This window comes from Pseudomonas sp. PDM24 (assembly GCF_019218905.1).
Lineage (GTDB): Bacteria > Pseudomonadota > Gammaproteobacteria > Pseudomonadales > Pseudomonadaceae > Aquipseudomonas.
Genome location: NZ_JAHUWR010000001.1, coordinates 1,122,406 through 1,146,243, shown reverse-complemented (window position 1 = coordinate 1,146,243; position 23,838 = coordinate 1,122,406). Strand labels below are relative to the sequence as shown.

Below are 23,838 nucleotides of genomic sequence, written 5' to 3'. Positions count from 1 at the left end.
CAATGCGATAGTTCGTCCCACTGATAGAACAGTCGAGTATTAAATCGATGCAAGACCTCAACGACCTCTACTATTTCGCCAAAGTGGTCGAAGCCGGTGGCTTTGCTGCAGCCGGGCGTTTGCTTGGGATTCCCAAGTCGCGATTGTCGCGACGCATTGCTGAGCTGGAAGAACGCCTCGGCGCGCGCCTGCTGCAACGCACAACCCGCCAACTCAACCTCACCGCCGTGGGCGAGCGCTACTTGCGCCATTGTCAGGCGATGCTGCTGGAGGCCGAAATGGCCGACGAAGCGGTGGCCAGCATGTCCAGCGAACCCCGGGGGCGCTTGCGAGTGTCCTGCCCCGTAGGGTTGGCCCATCAAATGCTGCCTGGGGTGATCAGTAACTTTCTGGAGAAATTCCCCCAGGTTCAACTGGAAGTCATGCTGCTCAATCGTCGGGTTGACCTGATCAACGAGGGCGTCGACGTTGCCTTGAGAGTGCGGGATCTGGGTGATGAAGATCCATTGCTGGTGACCCGTCGCCTGCGTCAGGCCCAGATGCTGATGGTTGCCAGCCCGGCATTTTTGCTCGGCCATGAAATCAATCATCCCGAAGACCTGAAAAATCTGCCCGTGCTCGGCGCTCTGGAGGCCGATCGCATGGTGCACATCCGCATGCTTGATCAACAGGGCAAAAACTACGACCTGAGCCTTGAGGCGCGTTTGGGCTGCGAAGATTTCATCGTGCGCAAAGCCTGCACCCTCAACGGCCAGGGCTTTACCATGCTGCCCATGATGTATTGCGAGCAAGAGCTGGAAAACGGTTCGCTGGTGCAACTATTGCCCGACTGGTCATTGCCGGGCGGCTGGTTGCAAGCCGTCTACCCTCATCGACGCGGGGTGATGCCGGCGGTGCGCGCCTGGATCGATCATTTGATCGAATCATTCAATGTTTGCGGGGACAGACTGTTATGAAAGCGGGACGAATGAGCGAAGAGGATGTCACGCAATACTGCCTGGCGTTGCCCGGCGCGCGGGAGGATTACAAGTGGGGTGGCGTGCGGGTGTTTTCGATTGCCGGGAACAAGATGTTTGCCTTGCAGAACCTGCGGGGACAGTCCCTGGCGTTCAAGGTCGACAAGGACCTGTTCCTGGGCCATTGCGACCGGCCGGGCATTCACCCGGCACCGTATCTGGCCCGGGCCCAGTGGGTCATCATGGAAACGCCCTACCCCCTGGGCACCGAAGAGCTGCAAGGCTTGCTGCAACGTTCCCACCAACTGGTGGTGAGCAAGTTGCCCAAGCGCACGCAGGTCGGTTTGCTGCTTTAAAGTGCTTTAAAGCAATGCAAACAGGTTAGCGCCCAGAAACAGCTGATCGATCCAGAACACCTGGTGCATCAGCACGATGAGCCAGAACACCACCTGAAACGAGACTTTGCGGGTCTTGTGCCGAAACGCTTGCTGGGCCAGCAAAGCGCCCGGCCAACCACCCGCCAGCTCCACCGCGTGCAAGACGTTCTCCGGCGTGCGCCAGCTATCGGCGCGGGCCTTGTGCTTGTCGCTCCAGTACAGGAAAAACGCCAGCACGCTGACGATGCCGTAGGCCGCCAGGGGAATCACCGACACCCCGCGCAGCCACATAGACACCGAGCCAAACAACGGCACTGCGCACAGCACAACGAATACCAGCAGTTTCAGCCGCAGGTTCTGCATGGCGCCCCCGGAATTGCGCCCGGGGTTATTGTTGCGCGCACTGGAATCGCTCATGGCTTGACCGCGGTCCAGTCGACCCAACCGAATTGCCAGGTGGCCAGGATCACCAGACCGAACACAATGCGATACCAGGCGAATGTCGCATAGCTGTGGCTGGCAATGAAGATCAGCAGGGCCCGAACGGCGATCATCGCAAAGATGAAGGCGGTGATGAAGCCAATGGCAAATACCGGAAAATCAGCCGGCACGAACAGGCTGCGGTATTTGTAGCCCGAGTACACCGCCGCCCCGACCATGGTTGGCATGGCGAGGAAGAACGAGAATTCGGTGGCCGTTTTGCGCGACAACCCGAACAGCAAACCGCCAATGATCGTCGAGCCGGAACGCGAAGTCCCCGGAATCATCGCCAGACACTGGGCGAAGCCGACTTTGAGAGCGTCTTTCCAGGTAATGTCATCGACGCTTTCAGCATGCACTTCATGCTGACGACGTTCGGCCCACAACATCACGACCCCGCCCACGACCAATGCGGTAGCCACGGTAATCGGGTTAAACAGGTACTCGTGAATCAAGTCGGCGAAAATCACCCCCAACACCACCGCCGGCAGGAAAGCGATCAACAGGTTCGCGGTAAAACGCCGAGCGCTGGGCTGCGTCGGCAAGCCAATGACCACGTCGAAGATCTTGCGGCGAAACTGCCAGACCACCGCCAGGATCGCGCCGAGCTGAATGATGATATTGAAGGCCATGGCCCGCTCGCCGCCGAAATTGAGCAAGTCCGCCACAATAATCTGGTGCCCGGTACTGGAAATGGGCAAGAACTCCGTCAGCCCTTCTACCACGCCTAAAATCAATGCCTGAAAGGCCGTCCAAAGATCCATCAATCCCCCAAGAAACAATGCCCCCAGGCATGCTCCGTTAATAATTTATAAGCGTTAACTGCGATCAACCTTAGCTGAATCCCCGCGCGCACAAGATCCACGCAAAACGGTAAAAATTGCGTGAAAAAAAGACTTGGGCTCAGGTTTTCCCGCGCGGGGCCGAAATCCTATCAGACAAGCCTCGTTTACGCTGCCGCGTAATAGGACCTGAGTCGGATAGGCCCGATCGGCAAAGTGTGATTGGATGCTGGCGATCGTTTATTACAAGAACAAGAAACCGGAGTAACCGCGTTATGAACAGCTTGCGCAGTGTGTCGATCAGCCGACGCTTGTGGCTCATCTTGATCGTGGCCGTGGTGATGCTATTGACGTTGGGCGTGTTGATGCTCAAGCAGATTCACGACGACCTCTATCAGGCCAAGGCCCAAAAGACCCAGCACGTGGTGCAGACCGCCAGCGGGATCCTCACCTACTATCACGGCCTGGAAACTGCCGGCACCCTCACCCGCGATGCCGCGCAAAAACAGGCACTGACCGCCGTGCGCGGTTTGCGCTACGACCAGAACGATTATTTCTGGATCAACGACCTGACGCCCGTCATGGTCATGCACCCGACCAATCCGAAACTTGAAGGTCAGAATCTCTCGACGATCCGCGACCCCGACGGTTTCGCGCTGTTCAACGAGATGGTCGCCATCGCCAAGGCCAAGGGTGCCGGCATGGTCGATTACCGCTGGCCGAAACCGGGCGCCAGCGCGCCGGTGGAAAAAACCTCCTACGTGAAACTGTTCGAGCCCTGGGGTTGGGTGATCGGTTCGGGTGTGTACATCGATGACATGCAGGCCGAATTTCATGCCCAAGTCTGGAAGGCCTCTTTTGTGGGTCTGGTGATTGCGCTGATCATGGCCCTGCTGGTGATCATGATTGCCCGCAGCATCGTGCGTCCGCTCCAGGAAACCGTGAACGCCATGGCCAACATTGCCAGCGGTGAAAGCGACCTGACCCGCAGCCTCGATACCCACGGTCAGGACGAAGTCACGCAACTGGCCCGGCACTTCAACGCCTTCACCGCGAAACTGCGCCTGGTGATCAGTCAGCTGCAAGTGTCCGCTGGTGCGCTGGGCCAATCTTCCAATGAACTGGGCAATGATGCCGCGCAAGCCCAGCAGCGCAGCCAACAGCAATCCCAACAAATGGAACTGGTGGCGACCGCGATCAACGAAGTGACCTACGGCGTGCAGGATGTGGCCAAAAACGCCGAACACGCGGCCAGTGAAATGCGCAATGCCGAGTCTCAAGCGCAACAGGGCCAGGTCAATATCGACGGCAGCCTGCAGCAGATCGACAAGCTGTCGTCGACCATCGATCAAGCCGTTGAAGTGATTCGTACGCTGGCCGCCGAAAGCACTCAAATCGGCAGCGTTCTGGAAGTGATCCGCTCCATCGCCGAGCAAACCAACTTGCTGGCCCTCAACGCAGCCATCGAAGCCGCCCGAGCCGGCGAGCAAGGTCGCGGGTTTGCGGTGGTCGCCGATGAAGTGCGCCTGTTGGCCCAGCGTACTCAAAAGTCGACGGCGGAAATCCAGTCGATGATCGAACGCCTGCAAAGCCATTCGGAAGCGGCGGTCAAGGTGATTGGCGACAGCAGCCGTGCCTCGCAACTGACCATCGAGCAGGCCGGCCTGGCCGGCGCCAGCCTGAATGCCATCGGCCAGGCCTTGCGCAATCTCAATGGGTTGAATGCTTCGATTGCCAGCGCGACTTTGCAACAGGCCCACGTGGTGGAAGACATCAACCAGAACGTGACCCAGGCCGCAGGCTTGTCCCACAGCACGGCACTGGCGGCCGAGCAGTCGAGCGTGGCCAGCGTTCATCTCAAGGAATTGAGCGAGCAGTTGAACGGGTTGCTGAAGCAGTTTCGGGTGTAACTCTTTTCTTCACCTGACGCGGTCCCTTGTGGGAGCGGGCTTGCTCGCGAAAGCGGTGTATCAGGCAGCATCAATATTGACTGTGCCGCCGCCTTCGCGAGCAAGCCCGCTCCCACAGGGATTGCGTTTGATTGACTGGCATTGGCAACCCCCCTTCCCCACAACAAGCCCATTCCCAACAATCCGGGTACAATTCGCTCCCCCTCATTTTTACGACACCAAGGAACCTCCATGTCCGGGCTTGAACTGTTTGCTGCCGCCCTCGGCGTGATTGCCGTCTGGTTGACGGTCAAACAGAACCCCTGGTGCTGGCCGATCGGTCTGGTCATGGTGCTGCTGTATAGCTGGATCTTTTTCGAAGTGAAGCTGTATTCGGACATGCTGCTGCAAGTGATCTACGCCGGTTTGCAGATCTACGGCTGGTGGCAGTGGACCCAGGGGACCGCGACCCATGGCAAGCGGCATGTCAGCCTGCTCGATGGCAAATCCGTTGCGCTCGGACTGGCCGTCGGCGCAGTCGGCAGTTTGCTGCTGGGCGCCGCGATGGCCCACTGGACCGATGCCGCGCAGCCCTGGCTCGATGCGGCACTGACCGGTTTCAGCCTGGTGGCGCAGTTATGGATGGCGCAAAAACGTCTGCAATGCTGGCCGCTGTGGATCGCGCTGGACATCATTTTTGTTGGCCTGTTCATCTACAAAGCGCTGTACCTGACCGCCGGCCTCTATGGGGTATTCGCACTGCTGGCGGTGCATGGCTGGCGGACATGGCGCACCGATCCGGCGTTGCGCACATGAAAGTTCTGGTACTGACAGGGCCTGAATCCAGTGGCAAGAGCTGGCTGGCCGCCGAACTGCAACAGCAATTCGGCGGCGCTCTGGTGGGCGAATACGTGCGCTGGTTCATTGAGCAGGAGGCGCGAGACACCTGCCCGGCCGATATTCCAGAAATCGCTCGCGGTCAGCTGCAATGGGAAGACGAAGCTCGCGCCCTGGGGCCGCCATTGCTGATTCTCGATACTCACTTGTTGAGCAATATGCTCTGGAGCGAAACCCTGTTTGGCGATTGCCCGGCCTGGCTCGAGCAAGCACTGCTGGCTCGACACTATGACTTGCACTTGCTGCTGTCGCCCGAACAAGTCGATTGGACCGATGACGGTCAACGGTGTCAGCCCGAGCTGGAGGAACGCCGGGCTTTTTTCAACGCGACTCAAGCATGGCTGGAGCAGCATCGACAAACTGTTCAAGTGCTTCAGGGCGATTGGGCCGAACGCCGGCTTCAGGCATTGCAAGCCGTCACGCTGCTGCTCGGGCGCTGATCTCCCTTATTGGCCCCCCAATCCATGTGGGAGCGGGCTTGCTCGCGAAGACGCCGGCACAGTTAATATTGATGTCGCCTGACACACCGCTTTCGCGGGCAAGCCCGCTCCCACATTGGATTGTGCGGAACTGAAGGACACTGGCCAAATACCCCAGCATTTGTTGCAGTATTTTTGCAAATACGTCCGCTTCTGAAACACCGTCCCCTCTCGAACAACCCATTTCAACGCTGGTCATCGTCCTGTCATGCGATGTGTTAGAACGCTGATACATCCCGCATAAAGCTTGGATCCAGTGCTATTGCGATCTCTTATCAATATTGCCGTCCCGGCGGTTGTCTCAGACCTGAAACACCCTTTCATCGATCCACTAGCGTTGATCGATAACCCTCTGAATCAAAACAATAATCAAAAACCGGCACAGCTTTCGCTCACTCCTTCACAACGCTGACCAGGACCAGCCCACAACAAAGAAGGAATTGCCGCCGTGGGGACATTTGATAACAGCATCTTTAGCCTCTTACTGATCGGATGTGCACTGGGTTCAAGTGTCAGCCTGCCCGTACAGGCTGACAACGGCATCATTATTATCAAACGTGATGTCCAACCGCGCATGGCAACGCGTGCACCGGTGATTCCCGACCCTAGCCCCACGACCGCCAATGCCAACCCGTCCAGACAAGTCCTCAGGCAAACGAACGAGTTGAGCGACGGCGACTTCGCCAACGTCGCCAGTGGTGCCGGTATCTCCCGCCTGGTCACTCAAGGCACCCACAACAACCTGGGCGGCAATCTCACCAACCAGACCCAGCTTTCCAACCTCCCCGCTGGACGTTCGGGAAACTCGGGCAACGGTATCGCCAACATGGTCAATTCAAATGTCCAGCAAGGTCTGGGTGCTCTGAGAGTTGTAACGGGAGACCGTTGAGATGAATCGTACGCTGCTGATGATGGCCATGTTTTGCAGTGCATCGACCTTTGCCCAGCCTCCCGTCATCAATAACGCCGAAATCGACGGTTCGGGCATGCAGCACCAAGGCAACCTCTCGGTCAACCAGGCGGCGGGCGATCAGCAACAACAGGCCAACGCCCGGGCCATCGCCATTGGCAACAACGCCAGTGCTACCACACAGATTCGCCAACGGCTGCGTACGCAAGTCGACCCCAAGATCGACGCTCGATCCAGCATTCAAGGCGACTCCTTCAGCCACGGCAACGGTGTACTGGGCGTCAACCAGAGCGCAGGCGCCAGCAACCAGCAAGCCAATGCCCTGCGGATAAGTATCAGTACACAGCCGCAAAGTATCGACGACAGCGTCCTCATGCAGCAGAACGTGACGCTGATCAACAACTCCGATCCAACTGACTCTGCACCAGGCAATCGCCAGGTCGCTACCAGCGATCAGGCCTTCACCGGTAGCCGTGGGGTGATCCAGTTGAATCAGAGCTCCGGGGTGGGAAACCGAATGGCCAACACCCTGAGCGTACGGGTCACGGATTGATCCAAACAGGTAGATACAACACTTAACCTAAAATAAGTACGGAGAATCACCATGAAACCTTCGATGGCACTCAAGCCTCTGGTTTTCGCAATTGCTGCGGTCATGGCTGTTGCTGTACAAGCTGGGCAGAACGATTGGCGTGACAATGACCACCACCATGGTCATAAACCCCCTCCTCCAACAAAGATCCCTGTCTATGCGACGGCCAATGCGTGGGATAACCAGAGCAGTACCGGCAACCGCATCCGTAATGAAGGGACTATCAACGAAGCCGAGATGAGCAGCTCTGCCACAGGCGCCAGCGGTAACGTCGGCGTCAACGTGGCGGCAGGTAGTGGCAACCAACAAGACAACGCATCCGCCATCGCCAATGCTGCCTCAAACTCCAGTCAGGACAACAGCTTCGTGTTCGGCACTGCTGAAGCCACCGCCGACGTCACGCAATACAGCAACAACAACAGGGTCAACAACTTCGGTAGTACAGCCTCTGCCGTGATGAACGGATCGGGGAATGGCGGCAGCGGCAATATGGGTATCAACATTGCTGGCGGCGACCTTAACCAACAGAAGAACACCATGGCCATTGCCAATACCAATGCCCCGCTTGGTAACGCAATAGCCACCGCCTCTGCCGATCAACAAGGTCCTGGCCTGGTAGTGAATAACAACGCTGATCGGACAACTCGCCTGGATACGATAACCGTTACCACAACGGCCAGCGGTAGTTCCTCTCGCGACAAGTCTTCCGATTTGAGCGTTAACCAAAGCGCTTCTTCGAGCTTCGATGTGAGTGGTTCCAGAAGCGCTGATGCGAGTGGTTCCAGAAGTTCCGATGCGAGCGGCTTCAGAAGCTCGGACAGCAGCTCCAGCCGCAGTGCTTCTTTGAGTGCTGCTTTGGACGCGTCTGCGAATGCCACCAGAACGGTTACCTGGAACAATGGCAATGGCGATCGCACCCGCACCAGGACTGTCGACGTATCGGTTGACGCATCGATCGATGCAGATTTCGACGCATCGCGTGAAAGATCGAGCGACTCCTCGTTCGAAAGATCGTTCGATAAGTCGTGGGAGAGCTCGTCGGCCTCCTCGTTCGAAAAATCGGGCAGCAAAGAGTCCGAATCTTCGTACGACAAATCAAAAAGTTACAGCGAGAGCAGTTCTTTTGATTTGAGCAACACCTATTCCTATCAAGTGCTGACTCCAACTGGCTGGGCCAACCCTGTGACCAACACCGCAACCTTGAACGGTTCGGTGAATGGTGGCAGTGGCAACCTGGGCGTCAACGTGGCTGCGGGTGTGGGCAACCAACAAAGCAACTCGTTGGCCATTTCCAACAACTCGTTCTAATTGCTGTCTCTGGAGGCCCCCTCACGGGGGCCTGTTTCAACACAACCAGAAGGCGTCCTTCCATGCGCATTATTGCCTTGGCATTTTTGCTGTGCGTGGCCAGTGTGAGCGAGGCTGCACAAATGCCGCTGTCCGTCCTGCCGGGTGGCGCGGTGGTGTACAAGCCGATCCAGAGCATTCGCGAGCGTAAGTTTGCCGACCTGGTGCAACAGAAAACCGACTTCAGTTGCGGCGCAGCTGCGCTGGCAACCATATTGCGCCAAGCCTATTGGCTGGACGTGAATGAAGAACAGATCATCGAAGGCATGCTGGCACATTCCGATCAAGACCTTGTCCGTGTCCAGGGCTTCTCCATGCTCGACATGAAGCGCTACGTGGAAAGTATCGGCATGCGGGCCCGTGGCTACCGGGTAGCGCCGCAAACGTTGAGCGACATCAGAATTCCGGTTGTGGTGCTTCTGGATATCCGCGGCTACAAACATTTTGTGGTCATGCAAAGAGTTCACAAGGGCTGGGTCTATATCGGAGATCCGGTACTCGGTCATAAACGCTACAAAGTCGACGACTTTGTAAAAGGCTGGAACGGCATCATCTTTGCGGTCATCGGCCAGGGCTACGACAAAGCCAATGCATTGCTCGACCCACCCATGCCACTGACCGCCAAGAACCGCATCAATGCCTTCACTCCGGTGCGAGACGCAGAATTGATGGATTTCGGCTTCATTCAAAGCGACTTCTTCTGATAACAAGGAGCACGACGCTCCGGGAGCATCCCATGAAGACTCCACTCTGGCTGGCCGTGGTTTGCCTGGCCGCCAGCCTCCCGACCCAGGCACAGACGTTCAAACCCATTGAGCTGAAGGATCAGGAATTGGCGACCCTGCGCGGCCGCTATGTCATGCCAGGGCGAATTATCAGTTTCGGCATTGTCATGACCAGCACTTGGCAAAACGCCAATGGTGAAGTGATCGGGGCAACGTCCTCGATGCAAATTCAACAATCGACCATCAAGCCACAGTTCTATGTGTCGATGATCAATGAAAAGGGTAATGGCTCAACGACTTCGCAAGGCACCGGCAGCGTCACTGGCGGCAATGGCCTCAACAGCACCGAAGGCGTCACTCAAGTCGTGCGTGCTGCCGGCGACCATAACAGTGCCTACAACAACGTTCAGATCAACGTCACAAAGGCGAGCCAGGCGCCAGCAACGCAACAGCAGGGCCAGGCGTTGGCCCCAGGCTCGACGTTGGTCAGCGCCAATGGCGCGGGCGCGTTGAGCGTTTCCTCGACCGTTACGGGGGTGCAACTCAACATCGTGGCCAACAACAACCAGGGCAGCACCGAACAACGCCTGGCCCAGGGTGGGCTGATGCAGAACACGACGTTGCTCGGCGGTGGTAACCAGGTCAACAACCTCACGTCCTTCAATGTCGTGCTGCGTGACAACGTGACAACCGGGTCGCTGAACGGCAACCTGGACCAGCTCAAAGGTCTTCGCACTCAAGGATTCTGATCTACGCTCAGTGTCACCCGATGTAGTCAGAAGGGACGGCTAACCCATGCACCGATCGTTGACGTTCAGAGCTATCGTTTGTTTGAGTAGCCTGGCCCCGGTCCCACTGCTGTATGCAGCACCGGACCCCCAGGTCGAAGCACTAAAACAAGAACTCATGGAGTTGAAACAGCGTTACGAAGCACAACAGAACGCGCTGATGGTACTCGAGCAGCGCATTCGCCAAGTCGAAGAAACACCTGCGACGCCTGCCCCCAAACGCCTGACCAAATCCCCAGCGGAAACGCCCGGCAGTGGTCAGACAGTGGCTGCCGGTGCGCCGGGAACCACGGGCAGTTCATACGGCCAATCGCTCAAGGATGATTCGCAGCCTGCGCAAAGCGTTTCCAACCTGTATGACGAAGCCAGCGGCTTCTTCGGTGGCGGCAAGTTCAGCTTCGAAACCGGCCTGACGTACACGCACTACGATACCCGTGCACTGGTTCTCAACGGCTTTCTGGCACTGGACTCGATTTTCCTCGGCAACATCAACCTCGACCGAATCAAGGCGGATAACTGGACCCTGGACCTGACCGCCCGCTACAACGTGGCACAACGTTGGCAGTTCGACATTAACGTCCCCGTGGTGTATCGCGAATCAACGTATTCCTCCGGTGGCGCCGGCGGCGCGGGCCCGGTGACGTCGGACGCAACCGTGACCCGCGATCCGACCATCGGCGATATCAACGTTGGCGTTGCCTACAAGTTTCTGGATGAGTCGGCCAATCTGCCCGACGCGGTCTTTACACTGCGCGTCAAGGCGCCGACCGGTGAAGACCCTTACGGCATCAAGCTGGTCAATGACCCGAACAACGATAACCTCTCGGTACCCGAGGAGTTGCCTACCGGCAATGGTGTCTGGTCGATCACTCCGGGTCTCTCACTGGTCAAGAGCTTCGACCCGGCTGTACTGTTCGGCAGCCTGGCCTACACCTACAACATGGAAGACTCTTTCAGCGACATCAGCCCTCAGGTCAACTCCAAGGTGCCCGGGGACGTGAAACTGGGGGATTCCTGGCAGATCGGCGCCGGTATTGCATTCGCCTTGAACGAGAAGATGAGTATGTCGTTCTCGTTCACCGATCAGTTTGCCAGCAAGAGCAAGATCAAGCCGGACGGTGGTGACTGGCAATCGATTTCCAACAGCGATTACAACTCGGCCAACTTCAACATCGGCATGACCCTGGCCGCGACCGATAACCTGACGATCGTTCCCAACCTGGCCATCGGCCTGACCGACGACTCGCCGGACTTTTCCTTCAGCCTGAAATTCCCGTACTACTTCTAATCCCGCGCACACACTTTTGTTGATCATGTAGCAGCGAGGCTTGCCCGCGAAGAACGCCAGGCGGTTTAACTGAATCACCGCGCTATCGTTCTTCGCCGGCAAGCCTCGCTCCGGGTCTGCAATCGCTCAACGTATCTGATGCTTGTGCAACAAACGGTAGAAGGTAGGCCTGGATACCCCCAGCACCTTGGCGGCGTTGCTCAAATTATCGCTGTGGCGGTTAAGTACATCGCACAAGGCCTGGCGCTCTGCCCGGCACTTGTAGTCTTCCAGCGTGCCCATCGGCGAAGCGGTGGCATGTTGACTGAGCAACCCCAGGTCTCGCGCCTCGATCTGCCGTCCTTCAGCCAGAACCAATCCGCGCCGTACCCGGTTGGCTAACTCGCGGACATTACCCGGCCAGTCGTGCTTGCCCATGGCGATCAGCGCGTCTTCGCTGAAGCTGCGCGGACGACGACCGGTTTCATGGCTGTAGAAATGGGAAAAGTGATTGGCCAACATCGAGAGATCACCATGGCGCTCGCGTAGCGGCACGGTGATGACTTGCAGGACGTTCAAGCGGTAGTAAAGATCTTCGCGAAAGCGTTTTTTCTCGATGGCCGCTTCCAGGTCGACGTGCGTCGCCGCCAATACCCGCACATCCACCGGAATAGGCTGGTGGCCCCCTACACGCTCAATGTGTTTTTCCTGCAGGAAGCGCAGTAGATTGGCTTGCAGTTCCAAAGGCAAATCACCGATTTCATCGAGAAACAGCGTTCCGCCGTTAGCCGCCTCGATCCGCCCGACCTTGCGCTGATGCGCGCCGGTAAAGGCGCCCTTCTCGTGGCCAAACAGTTCGGACTGGATCAAGTGTTCGGGAATCGCCCCGCAGTTGATCGCCACGAACGGTTTGCTGTGACGCTGGGATTGTCGATGCAGCGTGCGAGCGACCAACTCCTTGCCGGTCCCACTTTCACCGCGAATCAGCACCGGGGATTCGGTGGGTGCCAGTTTGCTGAGCAATTTGCGCAGTTCGCGAATCGGTTTACTGTCGCCAAGCAGTTCATGTTCAGGCTGATCGATATGAACCGTGCCCTGGCCGCGCAAGCGTGCCATACCGAACGCTCGGCCCAGGGTGACCTGAACCCGTGAGACATCGAACGGCAGGGTATGGAAGTCAAAAAACCATTCGCAGACGAAGTCTCCGACATTTTGTAATCGCAGGACTTCTTGATTCAGCACTGCAATCCACTCGGTACCACTACGGGTGATCAATTCCTTGACGGCTTCCGGGCGCTCCAGATGAAAGGGCTGCAAACGCAACAGGCCAACATCGCAGGTTCGTTCAGTGGCGTTTTCCAGCGTACAGCTGTCAACATCCCATCCAACGGCGCGTAAACCCGGCAACAAGCGGTGGCAGTCGTCGCAAGGATCCACTACTAAAAGACGTCGTAAGGCAGGCGCTTCGATCATGACTGTTCCTTGACGCCAAATTTAGGAAATATTAGTAAAAACAGTCATTTGGCGGGCTTCGATGTAACACTAGCAAGAATTTGACGCGAGCTTGTATCGATTGCTTATAGGGTTGTTTGCTTATTAGTTATAAGAAGTCAGTTGGTTAGTTGCCTAACGGGTTAAACCTTTCATTCAGCTTTCAGAAGCGGCCTGAATATCGAATCAATCAAAGAAAGTTAAAATTTCTTTCGATTGTGTGTGACCCAACCCCCGGTTGCGGACATCAGTACAAGTAACCAGCCGAACGGTAAGCCCAACCGACGGCACATCACTTGTTTGGGCATACAGAGAGAAGATCCCATGAACGCCCCGCTCCGTATCAACGAAGCACTTTTGATTGCCGACCGCGCATTCCAACCCTTTCAATGCGTGGCCTGGGCTCTACAAGACGGTAGCGAACTAAACCTGGCCATCATTGATCGCACCAACACGCGCATCAGCCGCAAACAAATTCCAAGCAGCGCCTACTCCGATCCGGCGCAACTTGAACATGTGCTGGAAGAAGCCCGTGCCGAGTTGAGCCAGGAAGGTTACAAATTGCAATCATGGTCCATGCCGCACTAAGTGTATTCGCGGATTGCCGCCCGGCAATCCGCGCCCCCTTCTTTTTAGTTGACGATTTTCTACAGTCAGCTGCGCAATCCCTCCCCTGTTTCAACTTCTAAACGCCGGTTTACTTGGCAGGCTTTTCAGTGGTTCGAAAAGACACTGTTCTGGCACAAAACGCCCCCCCTCCGGCTCATGAAAACAGTTGTGCGCCGAGTCATTCAGGGATTGAATGTTTTGCTCAGGCGGTCACCTTCCGGGCACCCGGATCAGGACGACTGGCAAGGAGATGCATGCATGTCACCCCAGACTGCTTTTGCCTTACCTGCAACCGTGAATGGCGCTGAACGGCTCGATGCGAGTTTTGCTGGCACCGGCAAGACTCATGTGTATTTTTCCGGCAGCCTCTCCAGCATGGCCAATGACATTGCGATTGACCCTGTCGGCCGGTTGCTGGTGGCGGCAAAAGTCGGTACGCCGGGCGGCTATCGCTTCGGCCTGGCCCGCCTGCTTGCAGATGGTTCGGCGGATCTGGCATTTGGCAAACAAGGCAGCATCAGCGGGCAGTTCGCCCACGGCTTCGAAGCCATGGCCGGCAAGGTGCGGGTATTGGCCGACGGGCACATTCTGGTGGCCGGCCTGCATTACGAAAATGCTCACCGTACGCTGCCTGCCCTGGCGATGTTCGATCAGCAAGGCCGCCCGGTCCAGGGCTTTGGCGACAATGGATGCTGCGTAGTGCGCCTGCCGGGTGATCTTTCCCGGGGCGCTCGCGATGCCTGGTTACCGCGTGGCGTGCCGGGCGCTGAAGCCTGTGATGTCTGCGTGCAGGACGACGGTCGAATCCTGCTGCTGGCCAATCATCACTTCGACCTGGCCGATCACGCCGGCATGCTGATACGACTCAACGCCGACGGTTCGCTGGACGATAGTTTCAACGGCCGTGGTTTCGTCATGGTCCGGCACCTGCTAATGAACACCTGGCTCTGCAGCTTGATGGTGCAGCGCGATGGTCGGATCCTGGTGAGCGGAACAATCAATGTTCCCGAGGAAGGTCTGCTGGCGCGTTATCACCCGGATGGCCGGCTGGACGACCGCTTCGCCGTGGATGGTTTCATGACCTTCAAGGCACGCGAGCACAGCGCTCGGGTCTGCCAGATCGTCCAGCATGAAAACGGTGACTTGCATTGCTTTGGCAGCAGTCGCGACCCGATGCTCTGCCTGTCTCTGAAAGTTCACAGTAATGGCCGGCCGGATTTTCATTGCCACGGTGGCCAGCCAAAGCTATTGGGAGTCGACCGCAGCGACTGCCACTGGACCGCTGCCGGGGTTCAGCCGGACGGGCGAGTGCTGACCGTCGGAGCGACGGTCGGCGGGGTCGAAGCTGATCTCGTTTTTGCCCGATATTTACCCAGTGGACAGCTGGATCGCAGTTTTGCCAAGGGCATCGGCTGGTGTCGCACACACCTGAGTCGCGGTTCGCATACTGCTACTTCATTGGCCATTCAGGCCAACGGTTGCATTGTCATAGGCGGCTACTCACTGGACGGCAACTGCCGCGCGGTCGTCGCGCGTTATCGGTGTTAGGCCAACGTCATTTTCCGCACTTGATCTTCTGTTGTTCTTACGGCAACTTGCGCGCTTCTTAATACAAGGAGTAGCCGATGTCTGGTTCAATGGCCCAAGCCTTCGCGCATAATTTTCTCGGGCACTCACCTCGTTGGTACAAGGCGAGCATTGTCGGCTTCCTGATTCTCAACGCTCTGGTGTTGTGGACAGTCGGTCCGGTGGCGGCCGGCTGGTTATTGGTGCTGGAGTTTATTTTCACCCTGGCCATGGCGCTCAAGTGTTATCCGTTGATGCCAGGCGGGTTGCTACTGGTCGAAGCATTGCTGCTGAAAATGACCACGCCCCAGGTGCTCTATGATGAGCTGGTGCACAACTTTCCGGTGATCTTGCTGCTGATGTTTATGGTGGCAGGCATCTATTTCATGAAAGACCTGCTGCTGTTTCTCTTCTCGCGCTTGTTGTTGGGGATTCGCTCCAAGGCCCTGCTGGCGTTGATGTTCTGTTTCCTGTCCGCGTTTCTGTCGGCGTTTCTCGATGCGTTGACCGTGACTGCGGTGATTATCAGTGCGGCGGTGGGTTTCTATTCGGTGTATCACCGTGTCGCCTCGGGTGGCGATCCGCGTCAGGACAGCGAAATCGGCGATGACCGGCACTTGCCCACGCTCCATCACGCCGACCTCGAACAGTTCCGCGCCTTCCTGCGCAGCCTGCTGATGCACGGTGCGGTCGGCACCGCGTTGGGCGGTGTATGCACGCTGGTTGGCGAGCCGCAGAACCTGTTGATCGGCCATGAAATGGGTTGGCACTTCGCCGAATTCTTTTTGAAGGTCGCACCGGTGTCGTTGCCGGTATTGGCAGCGGGTCTGGTGACTTGCGTACTGCTGGAGAAACTGCGCTGGTTCGGCTATGGCACGCTGCTGCCGGACAACGTGCGTACGGTGCTGGCCAACTACGCCGCCGAAGACAACGCCGCACGCACTGCACGTCAGCGCGCTGCGTTGATGGTTCAGGGCGCGGCAGCGCTGATTCTGATTGCCGGCCTCGCGTTTCACGTCGCCGAAGTCGGCTTGATCGGTTTGATGGTGATCGTGCTGATCACCGCATTCACGGGCATTACCGATGAGCATCGCCTTGGCAACGCCTTCAAGGATGCCATGCCGTTCACGGCGCTGCTGGTGGTGTTTTTCGCAGTGGTGGCAGTGATTCAAGATCAGCAACTGTTCACACCGCTGATCCAGTGGGTGCTGTCGCTACCGACAAGTCAACAGCCGGGCATGTTGTTTATTGCCAATGGCTTGCTGTCGGCCATTAGCGACAATGTGTTCGTGGCGACCATTTACATCACCGAAGTGAAACAGGCGTTCCTCGCTGGCCACATGAGCCGCGAACAGTTTGAAACCCTGGCGATTGCGATCAATACCGGCACCAACCTGCCGAGCGTGGCGACGCCCAATGGTCAGGCGGCGTTCCTGTTCCTGCTGACCTCGGCGATTGCCCCGCTGATTCGCCTGTCGTACGGGCGGATGGTATGGATGGCGCTGCCTTATACCGTGGTGATGGGCGTGTTGGGCTGGTATGCGGTGAGCTACTGGCTGTAACACTGGCCAAATGTGGGAGCGGGCTTGCTCGCGAAGGCGATATGTCATTCAACAACGATGCTGAATGTGACGGCCTCTTCGCGAGCAAGCCCGCTCCCACATTGGTTTTGTGTCGTTATCGAGGAAGGATGTACTTCTCAATCGCCTGGGCCGCGCCGTCTTCGGTATTGGCTCCGGTCACCACGTCGGCCTGACGCTTCACCGCCTCTTCCGCCTGCCCCATGGCGATCGACAACCCGGCCCGGTGAAACATCGCCGGGTCATTGCCACCGTCACCCATGGCGGCGGTCTGTTCCAGCGGCACCCCGAGAAACTCGGCCAGTGTCGCCAATGCCTCGCCCTTGTTAGCCAGCATCGCCGTCACGTCCAGATAGATCGGTTGTGAACGCGAAACCTGCGCCTGCCCTTCGACCTTGGGCAGCAACTGCGCTTCCAGTTCGATCAACAGTTCGGCGTTGTTGCTGGCCGCGACGATTTTGTCGATACGTGCAAGGTAAGGCTCGAAATTCTCGACCACCACCGGCGGATAACCCAAGCCGTGCTGCTCTCGCGGGACCATCGGGCCGTACGGATCTTTCAACAGCCAGTCGCCGCCACTGAACACCCAGACTTCAATGTCCGGCTGATCGGCAAACAATGTCAGCGCCGTCAGCGCCGCCGTTGCCGGCAAATAATGTGCAACCAGCACACTGCCGCCCGGGTTTACGAGGGTGCCGCCATTGAAGGCCGCCGTCGGCAGATCGACACCCAGGGCTTCGATCTGTTGCAGCATGGCTTTAGGCGGACGTCCGGTGGCCAGGCTGAACAGTACGCCAGCCTCGCGCAAGGCGCGGACCGCTTCGATCGTGCGCTGACTGAGGCTGTGATCAGGGAGCAGTAACGTGCCGTCCATGTCGCTGAGCAGAAAACGGATGGGCTGTTGCGTTATCTCACTCATCCGACGCTGTGCCAGACGCGACCATCGCGGGTGAGCAGCTCATCAGCAATCTGAGGTCCGTCTTCGCCGGCCGCGTAGTTCTCCACCGTTGCGTCCTGCTGCCAGGCATCGAGGAATGGCTGCACGGCGCGCCAGCCGTTCTCGATGTTGTCGGCGCGCTGGAACAGCGTCTGATCGCCGGTCAGGCAGTCGTAGATCAGGGTTTCATAGCCGGTCGATGGCTGCATCTCAAAGAAATCCTTGTAGGCAAAACCCAGCTCGATATTGGCCATGTTCAACGCCGGCCCCGGCCGCTTGGCCAGCAGGTCGAACCACATGCCTTCGTTGGGTTGAATCTGGATCCGCAGGTAGGTCGGCTGCAACTCATCGACCTCGGTGTCGCGGAACTGCGCATACGGCGCCGGCTTGAAGCAAATGACAATCTCGGTGTCGCGCGCGCTCATACGCTTGCCGGTGCGCAGGTAGAACGGCACGCCGACCCAGCGCCAGTTGTCGATCATGACTTTGAGCGCGACATAGGTTTCGGTCGTGCTGTCGGGCGCCACGTTGGCTTCCTGGCGATAACCGGGCAGCGGCTCGCCATTGATCTGGCCGGCGGTGTATTGGCCGCGCACCGAGTTGGCTCGCGCTTCCTCGGTCGACCAGGGGCGGATCGCGCCGACAACTTTGGCTTTTTCGCCGCGTACCGCATCGGCGCCAAAAGCGGCCGGTGGTTCCATGGCCACCATCGCCAATAATTGGAACAGGTGATTGGGCACCATGTCCCGCAGGGCGCCGGTGACCTCATAAAAACTGCCACGGGTTTCCACGCCGACGGTTTCGGCGGCGGTGATTTGCACGTGGTCGATGTAATGGTTGTTCCAGAAGGCTTCGAACAGGCTGTTGGAGAACCGGCTGACCAGAATGTTCTGCACGGTTTCCTTGCCCAGATAGTGATCGATCCGGTAGATCTGCTTTTCCGTCATCACTTTGAGCAAGCACGCGTTCAAGGCTTCTGCGGTATGCAGATCGGAGCCGAAAGGCTTTTCGATCACCACCCTTCTGAAGGCATCGGGGGTTTCTTGCAGCAATCCGGCAGCACCGAGACGCCGCACCACTTCGCTGAAAAAGCGTGGCGCGGTGGCCAGATAGAAAATCGCATTGCCCGTGCCGCTGTCGGCGATTTTCGCCGCCAGCGCTTCGTAGGTGCGTTCGTCAAGGAAGTCGCCCTGGACATAGCTGATGTGCTTGGCCAGTTTGGCCCACAACGCCGGATCAAGGGCTTGATCGCCCTTGCCAACCTTGGCCGCCACTTCCACCCGAATGAAATCTTCGAGCTTTTTGGCGAAGGCTTCGTCACTGATAGCGTTGTGATCAACGCCGATGATCCGCAGTCCATTCCCCAGCAAACCGTCGCGACTCAGGTTGTACAGCGCCGGCATCAGCAGGCGCTTGACCAGATCACCATGGGCACCGAACAGAAACAGCGTGGTAGGCGGTGCGGGTTCTGCCTTGGATTTCCTGCGGATCACATGGGTCATTTTTTCGGGGTCTCCACATGGCCGCCGAAGCCGAAGCGCTGGGCCGAGAGAATCTTGTCGCCAAAGGTGCCTTGCCCGCGCGAACGGTAGCGCGAGAACAGCGAGTTCGACAGCACCGGTACCGGTACCGATTGCTCCATGGCCGCTTCGATGGTCCAGCGACCTTCACCGCTGTCAGCCACCGAACCTGAATAGCCGTCGAGCTTCGGATCGCTGGCCAGTGCGTCGGCGGTCAGGTCAAGCAGCCAGGACGATACCACGCTGCCACGACGCCAGACTTCGGCGATGTCGGCAACGTTCAGGTCGAAACGCTGGTCTTCCGGCAGGTTGGTGCTGGCTTTGGTCTTGAGGATGTCAAAGCCTTCGGCGAAGGCCTGCATCATTCCGTATTCGATGCCGTTGTGAATCATTTTCACGAAATGGCCAGAACCGGCCGGGCCTGCGTGGATGTAACCGCGCTCGGCGCGATCGTCATCGGACTGGCGATCCTTGGTGCGCGGGATATCGCCCATGCCCGGGGCCAGCGTTTCGAACAGCGGGTCAAGACGCCTAACGGTGTCGGCATCGCCGCCGATCATCATGCAGTAACCACGCTCCAGGCCCCAGACGCCGCCGGAGGTGCCGACGTCAATGTAGTGCAGGCCTTTTTCCGACAAGGTTTTGGCCCGGCGGATGTCATCCTTATAGAAGGTGTTGCCGCCATCGATGATGGTATCGCCCGCTTCAAGCAAGGTACTCAGGGTGTCGATGGTGTCTTCGGTCGGTGCGCCGGCGGGCAGCATGACCCACACCGCGCGTGGTTTGGCCAGGCCAGCGACCAGGGCTGGCAAGTCGGCAACACCGGTGGCGCCTTCTTCAGCCAGGGTATCGACAAAGGCGCTATTGCGGTCGTAAACAACGGTGGTATGTCCGTTGAGCATCAGGCGCCGCGCAATATTACCGCCCATGCGGCCCAGTCCAATAATCCCGAGTTGCATGTACTGATGCTCCCTACTACAAATAAAGTGTGTCAAAGGTTATAGCCCAACGCGACTCATTCGAGTTAGTCCAGCGTATGGGGATGAAGTTTCCGGGCATTGTGCCCGATCCAGACTGATAACGTCGGGAATCGTACCGAAGACACAACGACCATGAAAAATAAAAAAGTTCCCTTCAGGGGCAAAAGAAATCAAAATCGGCGCCGATAGTAAGTGAGCACCCGAAATCGGGAGCGAACTTACAGTTGAGACAGCCATTTGCGAGGTGAGCAATGGGCACCGTACACACAGCACTGCCAGCACAAACCCTTTACGTCACGATCCGTCGCGATGAACTGCGCCAGTTGAAAGATGAGCGCGACCAGTTGAAGCGGGAAGTCGCCCAATTGCGCCTGCTGACCCAAGGCAATCAGGCTCAGCCCTTGCCCGTCACCCAACGCGCCCCCCACGCCTGACCCTCGTTTGACTCGGAAGCAGCCGCTGCTGTTTCCGACTCGCTGCAACCCTGCCAGCTCTGGCAACTCACAAACTTTTCACACCTTCTTGTTGATACTCCGGCTCATTGTGGCCGCTCGGTATCCACGCGGCGCCCGCTCGTCTGCGACAAGGAGAGTGCCGACGGCCGAAGTAATTATCAGGCTGGAGTGCTGAATGGCTTTGTTTAAACGCAGCAAAACGTCTGCGAAAGGTTTTGATTGGGCAGGATTTCTCTGGTTATTTCTGTTCTTCTGGTATTTTTCCGGCATCACCCAACTGCTGATTCAACTGACGGGCACCTCCGGTTTTACCGGGTTCCGCCAGGCCTTTGTGATGAGCGCCATCTGGCTCGCGCCGATGCTGCTGTTCCCCAGAAAAACACGGGTGATGTCCGCACTGATCGGCGTGGTCCTGTGGGCCTGTTCGATGGCCAGCCTCGGTTATTTCTTCATCTATCAGCAGGAATTTTCCCAGAGCGTCATCTTCATCATGTTCGAATCGAACGTGTCTGAAGCCGGCGAGTACATGACCCAGTATTTTGCCTGGTGGATGGTACTGGCGTTCCTCGCCCACACCGCGTTCGCGTATTTCCTGTGGACCCGCTTGCGTCCGGTGTACCTGCCACGTGGTCAGGCATTGGTCGCGGCGACGGCAATTCTGCTAGCCGTGGTCGGTTACCCGCTAATCAAGCACACCGCACGCAGCGGCAGCCTGGCGGGCGGCTTCGAGAAGTTCGAAACCCGCATCGAGCCCGCCGTGCCTTGGCAGATGGCCGTGGCCTATCACCGTTACCTCGATACCCTGGCCGGCATGCAAGACATGCTTCACAGCGCCAGCAAAATTCCACCGCTCAAGAACCTCTCCGATTCGATGGCCAATCAGCCGGCGACCCTGGTGCTGGTGATCGGCGAGTCCACCAACCGTCAGCGTATGAGCCTGTACGGCTACCCTCGGCAAACCACGCCGGAACTGGACAAGCTCAAGGACCAACTGGCGGTTTTCGATAACGTCATTACGCCACGCCCCTACACCATCGAGGCGTTGCAGCAAGTGCTGACGTTCGCCGACGAAGAAAACCCGGACCTGTACCTGTCGACACCGTCGCTGGTCAGCATGATGAAACAGGCGGGTTACAAGACTTTCTGGATCACCAACCAGCAGACCATGACCAAGCGCAACACCATGCTCACGACCTTCTCCGAGCAGGCCGACGAGCAGGTGTACCTGAACAACAACCGCAACCAGAACGCCGCCCAGTACGATGGCGATGTGATAGAGCCGTTCAACAAGGCGCTGGCCGATGCGGCACCACGCAAGCTGATCGTTGTGCATTTGCTCGGCACGCACATGAGCTACCAGTACCGTTACCCGCCGACATTCAACAAGTTCACTGACCGCAAAGGCGTTCCGGACGGTGTGCGTGACGATCAGGTGCCGACGTACAACAGCTATGACAACGCAGTGCTGTACAACGACTTCGTGGTGTCGAGCCTGATCAAGGACTACGCCAAGTCTGATCCGAACGGCTTCCTGCTGTACCTCTCCGACCATGGCGAAGACGTCTTCGACTCCGTAGGCCATAAAACCCTGGGCCGCAACGAGAGCAAGCCGACGGCGCCGATGTACACCATTCCGTTCATGGCCTGGGCCTCGCCGAAATGGCGCGAAACCCATGACTGGAGTTTTGCCGGCGATCTGAGCCGGCCGTACAGCAGCTCGCAACTGATTCACACGTGGGCGGATCTGGCCGGCCTGAGTTTCGATGAACTGGACCGCAGCAAAAGCCTGGTCAGCGACAGCTTCAAGCCTCGGCCATTGATGATCGGCGACCCTTATGCGCGTAAGCAGAGGCCGCTGATCGACTTCAGCCTGATGAAACCCAAGGGCGCACCTATCACGCCGGAAGTCGTTCAGCAGTAGTTTTTTTGTAGGAGCCAGGCTTGCCGGCGAAGGCGCACTTAAGGACGCCTTCGCCGGCAAGCCTGGCTCCTACAAAAAGCGGTTCATCAGGACTGCGCATTAAAGCGCTTTGATCCAGAACAGCATCCGGCCATGCGCCGGGTCGAACATGCCTGGCGCAAAACCGAATTTGCCATAAGCCCCCTGAGCCACCGCGTTACCTTCCAGTACTTCCAGAGTGATTTTGCAGCAGCCGCGCTGGCGCGCGATGTCTTCGACTTTGTGCAGCATCTTCTGGCTCAACCCCAACCCGCGAAACTTCGACACCACCGCCACATCGTGCACGTTCACCAATGGCCGGCAGGCGAAGGTCGAAAAACCTTCAAAACAGTTGACCAACCCTGCCGGCTCGCCGCCGACAAACGCCAGTACGCTGAAGGCATGGGGACGTTTGGCCAGTTCCCCCGGCAGTTGTCGCAATCTATCGGCGGGTAACGGGTGACCGCCGCCCATTGGGTCTTCGGCGTAGTGGTTCAATACAAGACAAATCGCCTCGGCATGCACCGGGTTGGTGTAGCTGGCCTGAAGCACAAGAATTTCTGCGGATTCCATTTCCACCCTCAATCACACAAGTTGCCCCAGCTCGCTTCTTGCGCGCTGAAAGGTCTGACGACCTTATCGCGAGTGCCGGGGTGCCAACAACCGGATCCTGTTGTGATCGTTCCCTCTCAAACGCCCCAGATCAATGCCTCGGTCCATCCCAGCTCGGCAAAATCCTCAGCCCTCAGTTTTGCCTCACCGGCACAGAAAAACTCGTCCAGTTGCGGCGGCGTGACCGAGGTGCCACTGAGCATCGCGTGAACCTGCCCGCGATGATGAATCTGATGCTCGAACAAATGGGACAGCATGCGCAAACGGCTGTCATGTTGCGGGGTGTCGCGCGCGATGGTCACGAGCCGTCCGAGGTCTGCGTCGCGCAGTTGCTCGCAGTAGGCAATCAGTCGACGGTCCACCAGGGCTTGCTCGCGCTTGAGATCGGCGCCGTGGGCGAACGGCTCGTCTTCGTTGAAAAACACGTAGCAATCGGGATGCGGTTCGTCACCGCGCAACTCCCGCTCCAGTGCATCCATATAGAACCAGTCACAGGTCAGAATGTGATTGAGGGTCGCGCTGAGGCTGGGAAAGAAACTGACTCGCGGCGCTGCCAGTTCGGCCGGGCTTAGCTGAAGCCAGGCCTTGGCCAGTCGGTGATTGGCCCAAGCGTTCTGATAGGCCATGGTCAGCAAATGGTGGGACAAGGGCTGATTCATG

The 23,838-nt window shown here is 57.9% G+C and carries 24 protein-coding genes; 16 read left to right on the top strand and 8 right to left on the bottom strand.

Features of this window, described 5'->3' with window-relative positions; genetic code table 11:
- Positions 1-47 precede the first annotated feature (47 nt).
- Together KW837_RS05280 and KW837_RS05275 are read left to right on the top strand one after the other, a co-directional pair.
- Positions 48-956 (top strand): LysR substrate-binding domain-containing protein, encoded by a 909-nt coding sequence (locus KW837_RS05280; protein ID WP_218394774.1) that lies wholly within the window; start codon positions 48-50, stop codon positions 954-956.
- Entirely contained in the window at positions 953-1,312 is a 360-nt protein-coding gene (locus KW837_RS05275) for an MmcQ/YjbR family DNA-binding protein (RefSeq protein WP_218394773.1), read from the top strand. Before KW837_RS05280 ends, KW837_RS05275 begins: the two co-directional genes overlap by 4 nt.
- Positions 1,313-1,318: 6 nt before the next feature.
- Here KW837_RS05275 and KW837_RS05270 read toward each other — a convergent pair whose 3' ends face one another.
- Complete coding sequence (locus KW837_RS05270) at positions 1,319-1,750, bottom strand: DUF1294 domain-containing protein (RefSeq protein WP_218394772.1); 432 nt, start codon at positions 1,748-1,750, stop codon at positions 1,319-1,321.
- Positions 1,747-2,577, bottom strand: coding sequence for an undecaprenyl-diphosphate phosphatase (locus tag KW837_RS05265; protein ID WP_218394771.1), 831 nt, complete (start codon positions 2,575-2,577; stop codon positions 1,747-1,749). The genes KW837_RS05270 and KW837_RS05265 overlap by 4 nt, the downstream gene beginning before the upstream one ends.
- Positions 2,578-2,870: 293 nt before the next feature.
- On the opposite strand from KW837_RS05265, the gene KW837_RS05260 reads away from it, so the two are divergent.
- The 9 genes from KW837_RS05260 to KW837_RS05220 all read left to right on the top strand — a co-directional run bounded on the left by KW837_RS05260 (position 2,871) and on the right by KW837_RS05220 (position 11,510).
- A complete protein-coding gene (locus KW837_RS05260) occupies positions 2,871-4,505 on the top strand; it encodes a methyl-accepting chemotaxis protein (RefSeq protein ID WP_218394770.1) in 1,635 nt (544 codons plus the stop codon).
- A 231-nt stretch (positions 4,506-4,736) separates the two neighbouring features.
- Positions 4,737-5,300 carry a nicotinamide riboside transporter PnuC gene (pnuC, locus tag KW837_RS05255; RefSeq protein WP_008069278.1) on the top strand — a complete coding sequence of 188 codons (564 nt, stop codon included), beginning with the start codon at positions 4,737-4,739 and terminating at the stop codon, positions 5,298-5,300.
- The gene (locus KW837_RS05250) at positions 5,297-5,821 is read left to right on the top strand and encodes an AAA family ATPase (protein ID WP_218394769.1); all 525 of its coding nucleotides are present in this window, start codon (positions 5,297-5,299) and stop codon (positions 5,819-5,821) included. The genes pnuC and KW837_RS05250 overlap by 4 nt, the downstream gene beginning before the upstream one ends.
- A gap of 487 nt (positions 5,822-6,308) precedes the next feature.
- Positions 6,309-6,749: a hypothetical protein gene (locus KW837_RS05245; protein WP_218394768.1), complete on the top strand. Its 441-nt coding sequence runs from the start codon at positions 6,309-6,311 to the stop codon at positions 6,747-6,749.
- A gap of 1 nt (position 6,750) precedes the next feature.
- Complete coding sequence (locus KW837_RS05240) at positions 6,751-7,323, top strand: adhesin (RefSeq protein ID WP_218394767.1); 573 nt, start codon at positions 6,751-6,753, stop codon at positions 7,321-7,323.
- Between the two features lie 51 nt (positions 7,324-7,374).
- Positions 7,375-8,670 carry a heme utilization protein gene (locus tag KW837_RS05235; protein WP_218394766.1) on the top strand — a complete coding sequence of 432 codons (1,296 nt, stop codon included), beginning with the start codon at positions 7,375-7,377 and terminating at the stop codon, positions 8,668-8,670.
- 62 nt (positions 8,671-8,732) lie between these two features.
- Complete coding sequence (locus KW837_RS05230; RefSeq protein ID WP_123496755.1) at positions 8,733-9,413, top strand: C39 family peptidase; 681 nt, start codon at positions 8,733-8,735, stop codon at positions 9,411-9,413.
- 32 nt (positions 9,414-9,445) lie between these two features.
- A complete protein-coding gene (locus KW837_RS05225) occupies positions 9,446-10,183 on the top strand; it encodes a hypothetical protein (RefSeq protein WP_218394765.1) in 738 nt (245 codons plus the stop codon).
- Between the two features lie 46 nt (positions 10,184-10,229).
- Positions 10,230-11,510 carry a transporter gene (locus KW837_RS05220; protein ID WP_123496759.1) on the top strand — a complete coding sequence of 427 codons (1,281 nt, stop codon included), beginning with the start codon at positions 10,230-10,232 and terminating at the stop codon, positions 11,508-11,510.
- A gap of 126 nt (positions 11,511-11,636) precedes the next feature.
- Here the strand turns inward: KW837_RS05220 and KW837_RS05215 are convergent, their stop codons facing one another.
- Positions 11,637-12,962, bottom strand: a complete 1,326-nt coding sequence (locus KW837_RS05215) for a sigma-54 dependent transcriptional regulator (protein ID WP_218394764.1) — start codon at positions 12,960-12,962, stop codon at positions 11,637-11,639.
- A gap of 342 nt (positions 12,963-13,304) precedes the next feature.
- Between KW837_RS05215 and KW837_RS05210 the strand changes: the two genes are divergently transcribed.
- From KW837_RS05210 to nhaB, 3 genes are all read left to right on the top strand, one after another.
- Entirely contained in the window at positions 13,305-13,568 is a 264-nt protein-coding gene (locus KW837_RS05210) for a hypothetical protein (RefSeq protein ID WP_192342935.1), read from the top strand.
- 279 nt (positions 13,569-13,847) lie between these two features.
- Positions 13,848-15,137 carry a hypothetical protein gene (locus KW837_RS05205; RefSeq protein WP_218394763.1) on the top strand — a complete coding sequence of 430 codons (1,290 nt, stop codon included), beginning with the start codon at positions 13,848-13,850 and terminating at the stop codon, positions 15,135-15,137.
- Between the two features lie 77 nt (positions 15,138-15,214).
- Positions 15,215-16,717: a sodium/proton antiporter NhaB gene (nhaB, locus tag KW837_RS05200; protein ID WP_218394762.1), complete on the top strand. Its 1,503-nt coding sequence runs from the start codon at positions 15,215-15,217 to the stop codon at positions 16,715-16,717.
- A 115-nt stretch (positions 16,718-16,832) separates the two neighbouring features.
- Here the strand turns inward: nhaB and KW837_RS05195 are convergent, their stop codons facing one another.
- From KW837_RS05195 to gnd, 3 genes are read right to left on the bottom strand one after another with little or no spacing between them, the layout of a single operon-like run.
- Positions 16,833-17,654 carry an HAD family hydrolase gene (locus KW837_RS05195; RefSeq protein ID WP_218394761.1) on the bottom strand — a complete coding sequence of 274 codons (822 nt, stop codon included), beginning with the start codon at positions 17,652-17,654 and terminating at the stop codon, positions 16,833-16,835.
- Positions 17,651-19,174 (bottom strand): glucose-6-phosphate dehydrogenase, encoded by a 1,524-nt coding sequence (gene zwf / locus KW837_RS05190; protein ID WP_218394760.1) that lies wholly within the window; start codon positions 19,172-19,174, stop codon positions 17,651-17,653. The genes KW837_RS05195 and zwf overlap by 4 nt, the downstream gene beginning before the upstream one ends.
- Positions 19,171-20,151 carry a phosphogluconate dehydrogenase (NAD(+)-dependent, decarboxylating) gene (gene gnd / locus KW837_RS05185; protein ID WP_008069250.1) on the bottom strand — a complete coding sequence of 327 codons (981 nt, stop codon included), beginning with the start codon at positions 20,149-20,151 and terminating at the stop codon, positions 19,171-19,173. The genes zwf and gnd overlap by 4 nt, the downstream gene beginning before the upstream one ends.
- 272 nt (positions 20,152-20,423) lie before the next feature.
- Between gnd and KW837_RS05180 the strand changes: the two genes are divergently transcribed.
- The gene (locus tag KW837_RS05180) at positions 20,424-20,606 is read left to right on the top strand and encodes a DUF6026 family protein (protein ID WP_008069248.1); all 183 of its coding nucleotides are present in this window, start codon (positions 20,424-20,426) and stop codon (positions 20,604-20,606) included.
- A gap of 196 nt (positions 20,607-20,802) precedes the next feature.
- Entirely contained in the window at positions 20,803-22,548 is a 1,746-nt protein-coding gene (locus tag KW837_RS05175; protein ID WP_218394759.1) for a phosphoethanolamine transferase CptA, read from the top strand.
- A 99-nt stretch (positions 22,549-22,647) separates the two neighbouring features.
- Here KW837_RS05175 and KW837_RS05170 read toward each other — a convergent pair whose 3' ends face one another.
- Positions 22,648-23,139, bottom strand: a complete 492-nt coding sequence (locus tag KW837_RS05170; protein ID WP_218394758.1) for a GNAT family N-acetyltransferase — start codon at positions 23,137-23,139, stop codon at positions 22,648-22,650.
- A gap of 116 nt (positions 23,140-23,255) precedes the next feature.
- Positions 23,256-23,837 (bottom strand): DinB family protein, encoded by a 582-nt coding sequence (locus KW837_RS05165; protein ID WP_218394757.1) that lies wholly within the window; start codon positions 23,835-23,837, stop codon positions 23,256-23,258.
- Position 23,838 lies beyond the last annotated feature (1 nt).

Bases quoted from the DNA above. Each gene is read 5' to 3' on its own strand.
- KW837_RS05225 (WP_218394765.1), top strand. From the start codon at position 9,446: ATGAAGACTCCACTCTGGCTGGCCGTGGTTTGCCTGGCCGCCAGCCTC.
- KW837_RS05215 (WP_218394764.1), bottom strand. From the start codon at position 12,962: ATGATCGAAGCGCCTGCCTTACGACGTCTTTTAGTAGTGGATCCTTGC.
- pnuC (WP_008069278.1), top strand. From the start codon at position 4,737: ATGTCCGGGCTTGAACTGTTTGCTGCCGCCCTCGGCGTGATTGCCGTC.
- KW837_RS05170 (WP_218394758.1), bottom strand. From the start codon at position 23,139: ATGGAATCCGCAGAAATTCTTGTGCTTCAGGCCAGCTACACCAACCCG.
- KW837_RS05165 (WP_218394757.1), bottom strand. From the start codon at position 23,837: ATGAATCAGCCCTTGTCCCACCATTTGCTGACCATGGCCTATCAGAAC.
- KW837_RS05265 (WP_218394771.1), bottom strand. From the start codon at position 2,577: ATGGATCTTTGGACGGCCTTTCAGGCATTGATTTTAGGCGTGGTAGAA.
- KW837_RS05260 (WP_218394770.1), top strand. From the start codon at position 2,871: ATGAACAGCTTGCGCAGTGTGTCGATCAGCCGACGCTTGTGGCTCATC.
- KW837_RS05275 (WP_218394773.1), top strand. From the start codon at position 953: ATGAAAGCGGGACGAATGAGCGAAGAGGATGTCACGCAATACTGCCTG.
- KW837_RS05210 (WP_192342935.1), top strand. From the start codon at position 13,305: ATGAACGCCCCGCTCCGTATCAACGAAGCACTTTTGATTGCCGACCGC.
- gnd (WP_008069250.1), bottom strand. From the start codon at position 20,151: ATGCAACTCGGGATTATTGGACTGGGCCGCATGGGCGGTAATATTGCG.
- KW837_RS05235 (WP_218394766.1), top strand. From the start codon at position 7,375: ATGAAACCTTCGATGGCACTCAAGCCTCTGGTTTTCGCAATTGCTGCG.
- KW837_RS05250 (WP_218394769.1), top strand. From the start codon at position 5,297: ATGAAAGTTCTGGTACTGACAGGGCCTGAATCCAGTGGCAAGAGCTGG.
- KW837_RS05180 (WP_008069248.1), top strand. From the start codon at position 20,424: ATGGGCACCGTACACACAGCACTGCCAGCACAAACCCTTTACGTCACG.
- KW837_RS05280 (WP_218394774.1), top strand. From the start codon at position 48: ATGCAAGACCTCAACGACCTCTACTATTTCGCCAAAGTGGTCGAAGCC.
- KW837_RS05175 (WP_218394759.1), top strand. From the start codon at position 20,803: ATGGCTTTGTTTAAACGCAGCAAAACGTCTGCGAAAGGTTTTGATTGG.
- KW837_RS05270 (WP_218394772.1), bottom strand. From the start codon at position 1,750: ATGAGCGATTCCAGTGCGCGCAACAATAACCCCGGGCGCAATTCCGGG.
- KW837_RS05240 (WP_218394767.1), top strand. From the start codon at position 6,751: ATGAATCGTACGCTGCTGATGATGGCCATGTTTTGCAGTGCATCGACC.
- KW837_RS05195 (WP_218394761.1), bottom strand. From the start codon at position 17,654: ATGAGTGAGATAACGCAACAGCCCATCCGTTTTCTGCTCAGCGACATG.
- KW837_RS05205 (WP_218394763.1), top strand. From the start codon at position 13,848: ATGTCACCCCAGACTGCTTTTGCCTTACCTGCAACCGTGAATGGCGCT.
- nhaB (WP_218394762.1), top strand. From the start codon at position 15,215: ATGTCTGGTTCAATGGCCCAAGCCTTCGCGCATAATTTTCTCGGGCAC.
- KW837_RS05220 (WP_123496759.1), top strand. From the start codon at position 10,230: ATGCACCGATCGTTGACGTTCAGAGCTATCGTTTGTTTGAGTAGCCTG.
- KW837_RS05230 (WP_123496755.1), top strand. From the start codon at position 8,733: ATGCGCATTATTGCCTTGGCATTTTTGCTGTGCGTGGCCAGTGTGAGC.
- zwf (WP_218394760.1), bottom strand. From the start codon at position 19,174: ATGACCCATGTGATCCGCAGGAAATCCAAGGCAGAACCCGCACCGCCT.